Annotated in this window: 11 protein-coding genes; 3 read left to right on the top strand and 8 right to left on the bottom strand. The window is 69.8% G+C overall.

Annotated elements, in window-relative coordinates:
- Positions 1–36 precede the first annotated feature (36 nt).
- Together ASF52_RS19655 and ASF52_RS19660 are read left to right on the top strand one after the other, a co-directional pair.
- Positions 37–291 (top strand): hypothetical protein, encoded by a 255-nt coding sequence (locus tag ASF52_RS19655; protein WP_056175794.1) that lies wholly within the window; start codon positions 37–39, stop codon positions 289–291.
- Between the two features lie 6 nt (positions 292–297).
- A complete protein-coding gene (locus ASF52_RS19660; protein WP_056175797.1) occupies positions 298–660 on the top strand; it encodes a hypothetical protein in 363 nt (120 codons plus the stop codon).
- Here the strand turns inward: ASF52_RS19660 and ASF52_RS19665 are convergent.
- On the bottom strand, positions 641–1,837 hold the full coding sequence (locus tag ASF52_RS19665) for a GNAT family N-acetyltransferase (RefSeq protein WP_244473876.1): 1,197 nt from the start codon (positions 1,835–1,837) through the stop codon (positions 641–643). The genes ASF52_RS19660 and ASF52_RS19665 overlap by 20 nt on opposite strands.
- 26 nt (positions 1,838–1,863) lie before the next feature.
- Complete coding sequence (locus ASF52_RS19670; protein ID WP_056175802.1) at positions 1,864–3,276, bottom strand: lipopolysaccharide biosynthesis protein; 1,413 nt, start codon at positions 3,274–3,276, stop codon at positions 1,864–1,866.
- Positions 3,277–3,528: 252 nt separating this feature from the next.
- Between ASF52_RS19670 and mntR the strand changes: the two genes are divergently transcribed.
- The gene (gene mntR, locus ASF52_RS19675) at positions 3,529–3,981 is read left to right on the top strand and encodes a manganese-binding transcriptional regulator MntR (RefSeq protein WP_056175805.1); all 453 of its coding nucleotides are present in this window, start codon (positions 3,529–3,531) and stop codon (positions 3,979–3,981) included.
- A gap of 6 nt (positions 3,982–3,987) precedes the next feature.
- Here mntR and ASF52_RS19680 read toward each other — a convergent pair whose 3' ends face one another.
- From ASF52_RS19680 to ASF52_RS19705, 6 genes are all read right to left on the bottom strand, one after another.
- On the bottom strand, positions 3,988–5,265 hold the full coding sequence (locus ASF52_RS19680) for a type III PLP-dependent enzyme (RefSeq protein ID WP_056175809.1): 1,278 nt from the start codon (positions 5,263–5,265) through the stop codon (positions 3,988–3,990).
- Positions 5,258–6,754 carry an AMP-binding protein gene (locus tag ASF52_RS19685; protein ID WP_056175816.1) on the bottom strand — a complete coding sequence of 499 codons (1,497 nt, stop codon included), beginning with the start codon at positions 6,752–6,754 and terminating at the stop codon, positions 5,258–5,260. The genes ASF52_RS19680 and ASF52_RS19685 overlap by 8 nt, the downstream gene beginning before the upstream one ends.
- 4 nt (positions 6,755–6,758) lie before the next feature.
- The gene (locus ASF52_RS19690; protein WP_244473877.1) at positions 6,759–7,037 is read right to left on the bottom strand and encodes an acyl carrier protein; all 279 of its coding nucleotides are present in this window, start codon (positions 7,035–7,037) and stop codon (positions 6,759–6,761) included.
- A gap of 96 nt (positions 7,038–7,133) precedes the next feature.
- A complete protein-coding gene (locus ASF52_RS19695) occupies positions 7,134–8,051 on the bottom strand; it encodes a transglutaminase family protein (protein WP_056175823.1) in 918 nt (305 codons plus the stop codon).
- Positions 8,048–10,567 carry a circularly permuted type 2 ATP-grasp protein gene (locus ASF52_RS19700; RefSeq protein WP_056175827.1) on the bottom strand — a complete coding sequence of 840 codons (2,520 nt, stop codon included), beginning with the start codon at positions 10,565–10,567 and terminating at the stop codon, positions 8,048–8,050. Before ASF52_RS19700 ends, ASF52_RS19695 begins: the two co-directional genes overlap by 4 nt.
- Positions 10,564–13,833 (bottom strand): transglutaminase family protein, encoded by a 3,270-nt coding sequence (locus tag ASF52_RS19705; RefSeq protein ID WP_056175830.1) that lies wholly within the window; start codon positions 13,831–13,833, stop codon positions 10,564–10,566. Before ASF52_RS19705 ends, ASF52_RS19700 begins: the two co-directional genes overlap by 4 nt.
- Between the last annotated feature and the right edge of the window lie 183 nt (positions 13,834–14,016).

A 14,016-nucleotide genomic window follows, 5' to 3' on the forward strand; every position in this document is an offset into this window, starting at 1 on the left:
CCGTCGCCCCATTCGGAAAGCCGGAGCGTTCCACCTTTGACCCCACGCGAGACCTTCCACATCGAGATCTTGAGCCCGGAACCGGTGGCGGACGGCGAGGACCCCGTGCGCCAGCGGGTCTCCGTCCGTGTCGGCAGTCTGGAAAGTGCCACGGAGCGTGCCTTGAGCCTGTTCGCCCGCGCCCGCGCCCGCGCGCCGCAGCGCGGCGGCGGACCCGCCGAAGCCGTACGGGTCATCGACGGGGCCGGGACCGAGGTGTTTCGCCGAAGCCGCTTCGACGAGCCGGGCTGAGGAGCGATGCGACGCCTGTCCCGTCTTCTCCTGATCCCGGCCCTGGTTCTGGCCTTCTGCGCCCTGTTCGTGCGGAGCTACAGCCTGCCGCCGGCGCCCGACCGGCGCGGCGGCACGGTCGTCGTTCTCGACTGGCCGAACCGGCCGTTCTTCGGAAGTCCCCGCGGCGATTGCCTTGGGCAGCCCGCGTCCGATCTCCCCATCGCCTGCCTCATCGCTTCCGTCGCCCGTTCGCGGGAGGCCGTGGTGCTGGCGTCCCTGCCGTTCTGCGTCACCTGCTACGACCTGTCGCAGCGCATCGCCGCTTTCGGCCGCGATTCCGCTTCCTTGTCGGCGGCGCAGGCACGGATCAGTCGCTTCGGCTGGTAGGGCGCGCCGAACGTCTCCACGGCCACACGCTTGCGAGGACCGAAGCCCGGCTTCGGCGAGCGAGGGAACGGCTCAGCCAAGCACGTAAGGCTTCGAGCCGCCGGGCAAGTCCGAACAGCGGGTCGCCCCCCGGCGTCGCAACAAGCACGTGCGCGAGGGGCATCCGTCCCGCCCAGAACGTCTCGGCGAGGCGGAAATCCGGTGGTGCGCAGGAATCGGCCCCGGTGAGACCGGCATCCGCGATGACGCTCAGGGTCATGCGATGGACGAGTTGTGCGCCGGGGGAGTCGCGGGCCTCCGCTTCCGCGAACGAGATCTTCAGGCACCACGCCGTACCTCCGGTGACGTAGGTCACCGCGCTGGCCAGCGTCGTGTCCCCGCGTCGTAGCCGGTCGATCCGGGCCGTGCCGCGCGCCCCGAAGGCGGCCACGGATGCGTGCAGGAACGCGACCTGCTCCGGAGAATCGCCGAGGGCGGTCCCGGCGCGGCCCTTCCAACCCCTTCCTTCGAGGGCGACGTAATCGTCCAGGGCCGCGCCGAGGTTCACCGGATCACGCACGATCTCGAACGTCAGGGGCCCGAGGCGTTCGGCCGATTGCCGGAGGCGCCGGCGGCGTCGCGCGGACAGGTGGTCGAGCGCGGCGGCGCGCTCGGGCTCCGTCCGGCCGGAGAGCTCGAGGACGGCGCGGACATGGGGCCAGAAATCGGCACGCGGCAAACCGTATGCGCGGCACGCCCCCGACAGCAGTTCCGCGAAGGGGCCGCGTGTGGGCACATAGGTCAGCATCAGGCGCCGGCCGGCGAGGTGACCGGCCGCACGCAGAAGAGCATCGAGGGCGTGGGCCGGCCTGTTCGGATCGAGGAGGGGAACACCGAAAACACCGAACCCGTGCATCCAGCCCATGGCGAGCCGCAGGGGAAAGCCCCAGCGTCGCCGTCCGCGTCGGCACGGCCACACGGCAATGAGGCGGAGGCCTGGCTCTTCCGGCGGGCGATCTCCCACCAGCAGCACCTCTACGCCGGTGCCGAAGGCCTCCCGGGCGGAGAGGGCGAAATCGGCGTCGTAGAACAAGTTCTCGATGAAGGGACGCCGGCTCAGGGTCCGCCAGGCCTCGATCCACGGCGCCGTCGGATCGAGGGGGCGCAACGCGGCGACCCAGTCATCGGCCCGATGCAAGGGCGGGGTGTCCCTGCGACCGGCCATCAGGTGCCGCGCCTGCGTCGGATCAGGGTCGCGACTCCGAGGATGTCGAAGCGCCACGCCATGGCGCCGGCCCCGAAGAGCAGGATCACGAGTTCGAGGACGACGGCCGGTACCGTCCGCCCGGCGCCCGAAGCCTCGATCCACCCGATGGCGAGCCTGCAGGCGAGGGCGGTCGCTGCGATGATGGAAACGTCGCGCCAGGGCACCGGCATCCGGATGCCGCTCGGGTCGCCGACGATGAAGACGAGGCACGCCAAGGCCTGTCCGACGACGACGGCGATGGCGGCGCCGGTGATCCCATACGGTGGGATCAGCACGGCCGAGAGGCCCGTGATGGTGATCAGGAGTGTGACGGACGCGACGGCGTCGAGGCGGCTCGACGCGGAAAAGTAGATCACCTGCCCGAAATAGTACGAGCGCAGCATCAGGAGGACGCTGGCGGCCACGAGGAGGGGGGCCACGCCGAGGGCGGCGGCGCGATAATCCGGCCCGAGGAGAATGGCGATCACGAGATCGTCGAAGGCGAGGAAGAAGACGCCCCCGAAAGCCGCGATGAGCGTCATGAGCCGCGCGGCGCCCTCCAGAACCGGGCGGGCGGCCTCCATGCCGCCGCTGCGCGCCTCCCGTTTGGCGATGGAGACGAGGGCGAGGGCGATGCTGTCGCCGAACACGACGAAGCTCTGTCGGAGAAAATCGGAGAACGCACCGTAAGCGCCGAGTTCGGCGACACCAACGCTCTGGCCGATGATGAGGCGGTCGATGGTTTGAGCCAGGGCCGCGGCGGCGAAGGACAGGACCAGGGGCCATCCATAACTCAGCAGGCGGCGCGCTTCTGCCCAGCTCCCGCGCCCGCGCAGGAGCGGTCCGATGGCGAACAGCGGGGACAGGGCGGCCAGGATGTTGGCGAGTGCCGTCGCGAGCAGAAGATCGACGGCGTGCCCGGTCCAGAGGAGGACGCCGCTTCCGAGCATGAGAACCAGGATTGCACGCAGGACGATGGCGGCGGCCACGGCACCGACCTCGAGACGGGTACGGGCGATCTCGCAGGCCCCCTCGAACACCATCATGCCGAGGACGGCCGCCACGATGGCGGCCGCCGCGGCGGGCGCGACGATTCCGAGCCAGGCTCCGAGGGCGGCCGCCAGGGCGGCGAGGGCGATCATCGCCCCGAGCAGGCGCACGACGGTACCGACCTGATCCGGCGCGCGTGCCTCCTCGTAGAGGGCGAAGAACGAGAACTTCGGCCACTGGCAGGTAGCGCCGTAGAGGACCAAGGCCCAGGACAGCATCAGAAGGTAGCCGCCATAAGCCTCCACCGGTGCGAGCCGGGTGAAGACCGCCAGGGACGCCATGTTGAGGGCCGCTCCAACTCCGCGCGAGCCGACATAGGTGAGGGTGTGGCGGGCGATCATCGATGATCCACGGATCGGGCGGGCGTTGCTGGACGTCGATGGCGTCCCGTCGCTTCCACCGTTCTGTTCCACCCGTCGTCGACGCGGGCTTACCCGCTGGAGCCGCATCGAGCCCTAGCACGCCGGTGTTGCCGAGGTGTCAACGCAGTCGGACGGTGCCGATGGGGGGTCCCTTTCGCGCGCCGCCTTCGCTACACAGCGGAGATCGGACGCCCATCCGGCGCATCCACGGGAAGGGAGACGGCCGGTCACATGCAGGATTCGTCGCGATCCGATCCCGCCACCGCGCTCGTCGATCCCGACGTGCATGTGGAGAGCTTTCGCCAGGCCCGCGAGGCGAGGCGCCTGGAGCTGGTGGAGGATTACGTCGAACTCATCGCCGACCTCATCGGTGACGGCGGCGAGGCGCGCCAGGTCGACATCGCCGCGCGCCTCGGCGTGGCCCAGCCGACCGTCGCGAAGATGCTCAAGCGATTGGTGGAAGACGGCCTCGTCCAGCAGCGGCCGTATCGTGGCGTCTTCCTCACCACAGCCGGGCAGGCGCTTGCGGTGCAGAGCCGGGAGCGCCACCGCATCGTCGAGAAATTCCTGTGCGTCCTCGGCGTCAGCGCCGAGACGGCCCGGCGCGATGCCGAAGGCATCGAGCACCATGTCAGCGCCGAGACCCTGGAAGCCTTCCGGCGCTTCTCGGAGGGCGAGGTCTGAGGGGCGTCACCGCCCGATCGGCACCGCCCGTCCGCCATCGACGAGGATTTCCGCCGGCAGGGGGTGGCTGAGAAAGCCGGTCGGGCTCGCGGTCAGGCCGTAGGCACCCGATTGCAGCACGGCGACGAGGTCCCCGGCGGCGAGATCGGGCAGGAGCGCATTGCGCGCCAGCATGTCGAGGGGCGTGCAGAGGGGGCCGACCACGGCGCAGGGCGTGCGCACGCCACCCTGCGGTTCGACGACCGCGGCGACCGGATAGTCGCGCTTGACGATCTGCCCGAGATTGCCCGACGCAGCCAAATGATGATGCATGCCGCCGTCGGTGATGGCGAAGCGTTGCCCGCGCGAGACCTTCACGGCGCGGACCTCCGCCACGTAGATCCCGGCCGCTCCGACGAGATAGCGTCCCGGTTCGAGGACGATGCGCGCGGTCGCGAGGCCGGGAGCGGCGGCCACCATCGCGCGAAGGTTCGGGATGCCGGCGCCGACGGCGTCGAGGTCGAGGGCTGTATCGCCCGCGAAGTACGGGATACCGAGGCCGCCGCCGAGATCGACGGTCTCGAGGGGGCGCTCGATCCGAGCGGCGACCCGGGCGGCCAGCCGCAGGCCGTAGGCCCATTGGCCGAGGAGGGTCGCGGCGGAAAGCCCCTGCGTCCCGGCGAACAGGTGAAGGCCGACCAGGCGGAGGTCGGGTTCGGCCTCGACCCGATCGACGACGGCGTCCAGTTCCTCCTCGTCGAAGCCGAAGGGCGACGGCTTGCCGCCCATGCGCATGGCCCCACCCTGCGCGTCCGGCCCGGGATTGACCCGGATCGCCACGGCGGTCCTGCATCCGTGCCGGGCGGAGGCCGCCGCGACGCGCTCCATCTCTTCGATATTCTCAAGATGGATCTCGCCGATGCCGCCGGCGACGACCCGATCGATATCGGCCTCGCTCTTTCCCGGTCCGGCAAACAGGACCCGCTCGGATCGCACGCCAGCGGCCAGGGCCGCCTCGTATTCCGCACCCGATGCGATCTCGGCACCCGCTCCCGCCTCGGCGAACACGCGGATGACGGCCGGGCGCGGATTGGCTTTGACGGAATAATCGACCTCGGCGAAGCCCGCGACGGCCTGCGACAGGGCACGGTAGGCCCGTCGCATGAGATCGGCATCGTAGACGAAGAGCGGCGTGCCGTGGGCCCGTGCGAGGGCGGCGAGATCGAGTCCACCGACCTGAATCACCCCATCGTGCCTCGGGAAATCGGCGGCGATCAGGTGTTGGGCGAGACCGTCGTCAGACATCCCGGCGTTCCGCCGCGAGGCGCTTGTAGTCGATCTTGCCATTGGGCGTGACGGCCAGGGACGTCACCGTTTCGATGGTGCGGGGGACCATGTGGGGGGCCACGGTTTCCCGCAGGGCGCGGAGGGCCGCCTCGGGGTCCGGACCGCCCTCGGCGGGGATACCGATGGCATGGATGCGTTGCCCGAGACTCGGATCGGGCAGCCCGATGACCGCCACGGCACGGAAGCCGCCCGTCGCCATCAGCGCCGCCTCGAGCTCGGTCGGGCTGACGCGAAAGCCCGAGGTCTTGATCATCGCATCGTCGCGGCCGACGAAGGTGAAGTAGCCGTCCGTGTCCTCGACGACGATGTCGCCCGAGCGGCACACGGGTGGTCCGCCCGGAACGACGGGATCGGGCACCAGCACGCGCGCGGTGTCCTCGGGCCTGTTCCAGTAGCCGAGGGACACGGTCGGGCCGCGATGCATGAGGATTCCGGGCTCGCCCGGCGCGGTGCGGCGTCCGTCGGCGGTGACGGCGAAGATCTCGGTCTCCGGGATGGCGCGACCCATGGAGCCCGGGCGGGCTTCGAGCTCCGCGGGCGGGAGCCAGGTCGACCGGAAGGCTTCCGTCAGCCCGTACATCAGCACGATGTCCGTGTGGGGCAGTGCCCGGCGGAGGCGTGCGACGGTGTCCAGGGGCACCGCCCCCCCGGAATTGGTGACGTAGCGCAGGCTCGCCAGATCCGCCGTGGCGAGGCGCGGCGCGGCGCGGGTCAGGAGGGTCCACAGGGTCGGCACCCCGGCGAGACCGGTGATCCCGTGTGTTTCGATGGCGCGCACCACTTCGTCGCCGAACCGGGCGTCGAGGAGCACGAGGCAGGCGCCCTGCTCGACGGCCGTGAGGAGCTGGTTCAGGCCGTAATCGAAGGCGAGGGGCAGCACCGACAGGATGCGTTCGTCCGGCGTGAGGCCGAGGTAGGTCCGCACGATGCGGGTTCCGGCGAGGAGGTTGGCGTGCGAGAGCATGACGCCCTTCGGCAGGCCGGTGGAGCCGGAGGTGTAGAGGATGGCGGCGAGATCCGGGGGCGGGGCCGGCCCGTCGCGCTCCGGCAGGATCAGGAGGACGCCGCCGGGCATCGATGCCTCGGCCTCGACCGCGAGACCGTCTCCGAGGGCGGCGCGCAAGACCGCTTCGGTCAGAAGGGCGCGTGCGCCGCAATCCTCGACGATGTGGCGGATCTGGGCCGCGCGCAGGCTCGGATGGATCGGCACGAAGGCGGCGCCGGCTTGCGCGATGGCGAACAGGGCCGCGCATTCGCCGGTGGATTTCGGCAACAGAACCGCGATCCGATCGCCGGGGCGGACACCGGCTTCGATCAGCCGGGCCGCCAAAGCGGCGACGCGGTCACGCAAGCCTGCGTAGGTCAGACGCTCCGCGCCGGCCACGAGGGCCGTGCGGTCCCCGGCCGGCCGGTCCAGTAAATGGTGAACGCGGGTCGGCCCTTCCATCGCCTCAGGCTCGATCCCGCTTGGCCGCGGCATAGGCCGCGAGGGCATCGATGCTCTCGAAATGGGCGAGGGCGAACGCGTCCTCCTCGATCTCGAACCCGAAGCGTTCGCCGAGGTCCATCATCAAATCGAGGACGCCGATGGAATCCAACGCGTCGCTCGTCACCAACGACGTCCGGCCCGTGATGGCGTCGGGAGCGAGACCGGGATTGCGCCCGAGGATGAACGCGCGGATGGCCTCGCGCGCTTCGCTCACCGTCTCCACGCTGTGTCTCTCGACCAAGGCTCGCACTCCACCGGACGCCCTTGCGGGGACGTGACGCGATTAAGCCATGCGAGGTGCGCGTGTCCATGCGGGGGGTGCGTTCGCGAGCGAACGTCAGACGGAGTCCACTGCTTCCGCACTCACCGTTTCGGGCATCGGCTCGCCATCCGGCACCACGTCGACCTCGACCTTGAGCTTCTGCGAGCCGGATGACGAGACGATGCCGTCGATGGGCGAGACGTCCGTGTAGTCGCGTCCGCGCGCCACGACGATGTGGTCGTCGCACATGCCGATTCCGTTGGTGGGATCGAGGCCGATCCAGCCCTCTCCGCACCAGACCGAGACCCAGGCGTGGCTGGCATCGGCGCCGCGCAGGCGGGGGCGCCCGACGGGGGGAATGGTGCGCAGGTAGCCGCTGACATAGGCCGCTGGCAGTCCGAGACCGCGCAGGCCCGCGATCATGATGTGGGCGAAGTCCTGGCAGACCCCGGCCCGAAGGGCGAACGATTCGGCGAGCGGGGTCCGGACGGAAGTCGCCTTGGCGTCGAACCGGAAATCCTTTCGGATGCGCTGCATCAGGTCGAAGGCGCCGCCATAGGCGCTACGCCCGGGCGGAAAGCTCGTCCGCGCATATTCGGTCACCTCGGGGGCGAGGGGCACGCGAATGCTGGGGAAGAGAAAGTGCACCGGTGCGTCCGGCGCGAGTGACCGCCGATCCAACGCGCCGTCGCGGACCCGCTCCCAGGACGGCCCGGATTCGGGCGCGGGTGCGGGGGCGCGCGTGACGTCGACCCGCGAAAGCGACTCGACCCGTAGCTCCGTATGCGGGGTGTCGATGGTGACCGCCACCACGTCGAGGCCGAAATAGTCGCGCCGGACCACCCGCTGGCGCGGCTCGGGGGTGATGGTGAGGGTGCTGCCCAGCACCGTCTGGCCCTCGCCGTCCGTTGGGCGCAGGCGCAGGCCGCAGCGGGCATAGCGGACGGGCCGGGCGTAGCGGTAGGTCGTGAGATGGCGCAGCGTGTAGATCACCCGAGCCCCACGAGCTTCTCCGGCCGCAGGGCGTGCGGACCATTGGGGAAATAGCGGGTCGCGATGGCGTCGGCCAAGCGCTCGAATTCGTTCTCCAGGCGCGCCAGGGTCGCACCGTCGAACTCGGCCGCTTCGCCCGTGGCGAATTCGGCACCGATCCTGGCGGCGAGGCGCTGATGCGGCTCGGGCAGTCCGTCGACGCGGAGCGTCGGCAGATCCGACAGGTGCCGCTCGATGGCGACGATCTGGAAGGCGACGGAGCGTGGATTGAACGGATCGAGGAGTACCATGTCGCGCACGGGGTCGAGGGCGGCCCCCTGCATGTAGCGTGCGCCGAAGGCGATATGCGAATCGCAGAGCGAGAGCATCACGCCGAGATCCTCGGCGGTGGCCGTATCCCCGGCGAATTGGGTCGCGAAGGCGCAGGTGTTGATCACCCGCTCGATGCGCCGCCCGAGATCGACGAAGTGCCAGCCCGCCGTGCGGTTCATGTTCTCCTGCGCCAGACCCGCGAGGGCGGCGATGAGACCGAGGCCCCGCTCGGCCAAACCGACGAGTTCGGCCTCGGAATAGGCACGGGCGTCGCCGATATCGAGGAGGTCCTTGAGATCGGCCAGGACCCGCCAGGCTTCGCCCGAGAGCCGCTCGCGCAGGATCGCCGCGTTGGCGCGTGCCGAGAGGCTGTGGCACAGGGCGGAACCGAAATTGTCGCGCTGGCTCAGGGCCTCGCGCGCCAAGGTGGCTGTGGGGAGATCGGGGGCCGAAATCGCCCCCCAATCGTCGAGAAGGGCTCGGATCCGCAACGAGGTCGGAGACCGTGCATCACCGACGATATCGGCGCTGACGGCGGCGCCGACGCTGCCGAGATGCGCGACCACGAGACGGATCACCGCCTCCGCCCGCTCGACGTAGCGCCCGAACCAGAACAGGTTGTCGGCGGCCCGCGACGGCAGGTGTCCGGCGATTCGACGCACCTTCTGGGTCGCGGGCTGAATCGTCGGGACCGACTCGACGGGGCCGTCGGAGAGGATCCAGACGTCGGCCGCCTTGATGCCGGCGCGCATCTCGATGGGGTCGAGGTCGGCACGCTCCGAGATGCGGCAGAAGCCGCCGGGCATCACCCGCCAACCCTCCGGCGTCATTGCGGCGAACACCCGCAAGGCGAAGGGGCGGGGCACGAGGTGCAGGGAGCCGCCGGTGCGATCCCAACCGGGCGTCGTCGCGAGGGGCGCCCGCTCCTGGGCGACGTAGTCGAACGGTCGGTCGCGTAAGGCCGACACGACCCGTTCGCGGTCCGCCCCGAAGGCGAGGGGGGCCATGATCGCGTCGCGGGCCATGCCCTTGGGGGGCGTCGCCACCGGCCGGAGCGTCAGGGCGTCGAGGTTCTGGCGCACATGGGCAAGGCTGTCCGGATCCCCGCACCACCAGGTGCGCGGGCCGGACAATCGAAGGTCGGTGTTCATCATCTGCCGGGCGATGCCGGGCAGATAGGCGGCGAGGGCACCGGACTCGAGGATGCCGGAGCCCGGCATGTTGCCGACGACGAGGCTTCCATTGCGTAGGGCCTCGATCAGGCCCGGGACCCCGAGGCGGGACGACGGGTTCAGTTCGAGGGGGTCGACGTAGTCGGAATCGATGCGGCGCCATAGGGCATCGGCCCGCTTCAGGCCCGAGACCGTGCGGACATGGAGCGCGCCGTCCTGCATCACGAGGTCGTCGCCCTCGACCAGGAGCAGGCCGAGATAGCGCGCGAGCACCGCCTGCTCGACATAGGTCGAACTGAACGGTCCCGACGTGAGCAGGCAGATGCGCGGGTCGCTGCGCTGGGAACCCAGGGCAAGTCCCTGCCGGAGGGCCTGAAAGAACGGCGCCAGACGCTCGACGTGCAGATCGGTGTAGAGATCCGGAAAGGCGCGGGTGAGCACCATCCGGTTCTCCAGGGCGTAGCCCGGTCCGGACGGCGATTGGGTCCTGTCGGCCAGCACCTGCCAGCACCCGTCGGGTCCCCGGGTGACGTCGGCGGCATAGAGCTTGAGGAAGCGACCGCCCGGCGGCGTGATGCCCGCGAGGGGTCGCATGAATTCCGGACTGCCCGCAACGACCGCGGCCGGGAGGAGACCGCCGGCGACGAGGCGGTTGGGGCCGTAGATGTCGGCGAGGATCGCTTCCATCAGCTCCGCCCGCTCGACGATGCCTGCGCTCAAGTCCTGCCAGTCGGCCGCCTCCACCATGAACGGGAGGGAGCCGAGCGGCCAAGCGTGATCGCGCTTGTCGCCGTAGATCCGGTAGGAGATCCCGGTGTCACGGATGTGGCGTACCGCCGAGACGAACCGGGCGGCGATATCCACCTCGGTCAGGTCGCCGAGGTGGTCGAGGACGCGCGTCCAGGCCGCGCGCGGCTTGCCCGAGGCGTCCATGAATGCATCGGGTACGCCGGAAAGCGGCCGGTAGCCGGAGGTCCAGCGTGCCAGCCGTTCCGCCCGCCCGGAGACCTCCGCCTCGGCCGCAGCGCTCATCGCGGAGCCGGGCTCCGCAGGTCGAGGGTCATCGGGAATTCCCGATTGGTCTCCTCCACGGGCATTTCGACCTTGCCGGGGGTGTGGCCGTGGGCCTGGAAGCGGGCAAGGCGCCGCCCCTCCGCCTCGTAGGTGTTGACCGGGAAGGTCTCGTAGTTGCGCCCGCCCGGATGGCTGACGTGGTAGCGGCAGCCGCCGAGCGACCGGCCGCTCCAGGCATCGAGAATGTCGATGGTGAGCGGCGCGTGCGCGGGGATCGTCGGGTGCAGGGAGGAGGCCGGCTGCCACGCCTTGAAGCGCAGGCCCGCCACCGCCTCGCCGGCCGTGCCCGTGCCGGTCATCGGCAGGCGACGTCCGTTGCAGGCGATCACGTGCCGGCCGGGCACGAAGCCCTCGACCTTGACCTGCAGCCGCTCCACGGACGAATCGACGTAGCGCACGGTTCCCCCGATGGCGCCTTCCTCACCCAGCACGTGCCAGGGCTCGAGGGCCTGGCGCAGTTCCAGCTTCACGCCGCCATGCTCCACGGTCCCGAACACGGGAAAGCGGAACTCGCGCTGCGCCACGAACGCGGCTGGATCGAAATCGTAGCCGGCGCCCCGGAGATCCTCCAGCACGTCGAGGAAGTCGGACCACAGGAAGTGGGGCAGCATGAAACGATCGTGCAGACCCGTGCCCCAGCGGACACAACCGCCCTCCTGCGGCTCGCGCCACAGCCAAGCCACGATGGCGCGCAGCAGGAGTTGCTGGGCCAGACTCATGCGCGGGTCCGGCGGCATCTCGAACGAGCGGAATTCGAGAAGCCCGAGCCGTCCCGTCGGGCCGTCGGGCGAGTAGAGCTTGTCGATGCAGATCTCGGAGCGGTGGGTGTTGCCCGTCACGTCCACGAGGATATTGCGGAAGATGCGATCGACCAGCCAGCGCGGGATGTTGGGCTCGTCGGGTTTCGGCACCTGCGCCATGGCGATCTCGAGCTCGTAGAGCCCGTCGTGGCGCGCCTCGTCCATGCGTGGAGCTTGGCTCGTCGGGCCGATGTAGAGTCCGGCGAACAGGTACGACATGGCCGGATGGCGTTGCCAGTACAGCACCAGGCTCTTCAGGAGGTCGGGCCGGCGCAGGAACGGTGAATCCGTCGGCGTGGCGCCGCCGAGCACGACGTGATTGCCGCCGCCGGTGCCGGTGTGGCGACCGTCGGTCATGAATTTCTGCGCGCCGAGGCGGATCTGGCGTGCGTCCTCGTAGAGGTCCGTGGTGATCGTCACGGCATCGCGCCAGGACGGAGCAGGATGGACGTTGACCTCGATGACGCCGGGGTCCGGGGTGACCTTGATGACGTTCATGCGCGGATCGAACGGCGGCTCGTAGCCCTCGATGTGCAAGGTCTGCTTGAGTTCGGCCGCCGCGTCCTCGAGATGGCCGAGGAGTTCGAGATACTCGTCCACCCGTTCCAGGGGCGGCATGAATACGTGAATGATGCCGTTGCGCGGCTCCACGGCGAAGGCCGTGCGCACCGCGACGCCGGTCATGCCCGACCCGTTGATGGTCTCGGCGCCCGGATGGCCTTCCGGCAGGGCGTCGCGTGCCTCCAGGGGGTCCTGGGGCTGGTAGTAGGGATAGCTCTGCGGCGGCACGTAGGGCAGCGACGAGAGCGGCAAGCGGTAGCCGACGGGGGAATCGCCCGGCGTGAGGAAGGCGTGACCGCGCCGGAACTCCCAGGCTTCCGAGACCCAGATGCGGTCCGCAGCACCCTCCCGGCCTGTCGGAAGGCTCGCTAGCGGCAACGCGTATCCGGCGGGAGCGCCGAGCCCGCGCTCGAACACCCTCGCCATGCGAGCGTTGGTCTCGGGATTCGGAAATCTCGGTTCCGAAGTGGTGACGTTGACGGGAAGCTCATCGCGCTTCTCCGTCCAGTAGACCGGATCCTCGTAGGCGGGAAAGACATAGGGACCGAGCCCGATGCGCTTGGCGACCCCGTCGATCAGGGCCTTGGCTTGGGTCGCGTTGGCGTCGCGCGGTCCATCCTCGGCGGCAATCAGACTGTCGTCCTTCCACACCGGTACGCCGTCGCGGCGCCAGTACAGGGCGAAGGCCCAGCGCGGCAGGCTCTCGCCCGGATACCACTTGCCCTGGCCGTAATGGAGCATGCCGCCGGGTGCGAAGCGCGTGCGCAGGCGCCGGATGAGCTTGTCGGCCAAGCCGCGTTTCGTCGGTCCCACGGCGGCGGCGTTCCACTCCGCCGATTCGAAATCGTCGATGGACACGAAAGTCGGCTCGCCGCCCATGGTCAGGCGCACGTCCTGCTCGGCCAGATCCACGTCGATGCGGTCGCCGAGCGCGTCCATGGCCGCCCAGATCTCGTCGGAGAACGGCTTGGTGATCCGCGGGGCCTCGGCGACCCGCGTCACCGTCATCTCGAAGCCGAACGCGACCTCGGCCGGCTCGGCGAGCCCCGAGATGGGCGCAGCCGAGTTGTAGTGCGGGGTCGCGGCGAGCGGGATGTGGCCCTCGCCGCAGAGAAGGCCGGACGTGGCGTCGAGGCCGATCCAGCCGGCGCCCGGGAGATAGACCTCGGCCCAGGCATGCAGGTCGGTGAAATCGGTGGAGGTCCCGACGGGGCCGTCGACCGCGGTGGTGTCGGGGATGAGCTGGATCAGGTAGCCGGAAACGAAACGGGCGGCCATCCCGAGGCGGCGCAGGATCTGAACCATCAGCCACGCGGAATCGCGGCACGAACCGCTCTTCAGGGTCAGGGTCTCGGCGGCGCTCTGCACGCCCGGCTCCATGCGGACGCCGTAGGTGATCTCGCCCGCCACCTGGGCGTTGAGGGCCACGAGGAACAGGACCGTGTTCGGTTCGGCCGGAAGGCGGGTCAGGAATTCGTCGACCTCAGGCGCCATGGCCTCATCGAGCACGAGGTAGGGCTTCAGCTCCGCCGTGAGATCGTCGGCGTAGGTGAAGCCGCGCGCCTGGGCATACTCCTCCACGAAGAAGTCGAACGGGTTGATCACCGACATGTCGGCGGTGAGATCGACCTCGATCTTCAGCTCGGTGGTCTTCTCGGGGAAGATGAGACGCGCGAGCCAGTTTCCGTTCGGGTCCTGCTGCCAGTTGATGAAGTGGTTCTCGGGCAGGATCTTGAGGGAGTAGGCCGGTACGGCGGTGCGCGTGTGCGGCGCGGGCCGCAGGCGGATCACCTGTGGACCGAGCGCGATCGGCCGGTCGTAGGTGTAGTGCGTGACGTGGTGCAGGGCGGCTTTGATCGACACGGGGACTCCCGCAGTACCAGGGCGTGGGGCCGGAGGGGCGTGGACACGCCCGATCCGGCTGCGGAGAACCGGGCCACCGCCCTGCGGTGCTCCCGGGGGATGCTGTCTTCAAGCCATACGCCAACGGTCGCGCTTGTGCGATGGGCTTGCCGACGATGTGCCGTCGTGCCGTGGGGCACAGAC

The sequence above is a fragment of the Methylobacterium sp. Leaf112 genome, assembly GCF_001423295.1.
Lineage (GTDB): Bacteria > Pseudomonadota > Alphaproteobacteria > Rhizobiales > Beijerinckiaceae > Methylobacterium.

Excerpts from the sequence above, each read along its gene's own strand:
- ASF52_RS19685 (WP_056175816.1), bottom strand. The coding sequence starts at position 6,754 with ATGGAAGGGCCGACCCGCGTTCACCATTTACTGGACCGGCCGGCCGGG.
- ASF52_RS19660 (WP_056175797.1), top strand. The coding sequence starts at position 298 with ATGCGACGCCTGTCCCGTCTTCTCCTGATCCCGGCCCTGGTTCTGGCC.
- ASF52_RS19680 (WP_056175809.1), bottom strand. The coding sequence starts at position 5,265 with ATGTCTGACGACGGTCTCGCCCAACACCTGATCGCCGCCGATTTCCCG.
- ASF52_RS19670 (WP_056175802.1), bottom strand. The coding sequence starts at position 3,276 with ATGATCGCCCGCCACACCCTCACCTATGTCGGCTCGCGCGGAGTTGGA.
- ASF52_RS19700 (WP_056175827.1), bottom strand. The coding sequence starts at position 10,567 with ATGAGCGCTGCGGCCGAGGCGGAGGTCTCCGGGCGGGCGGAACGGCTG.
- mntR (WP_056175805.1), top strand. The coding sequence starts at position 3,529 with ATGCAGGATTCGTCGCGATCCGATCCCGCCACCGCGCTCGTCGATCCC.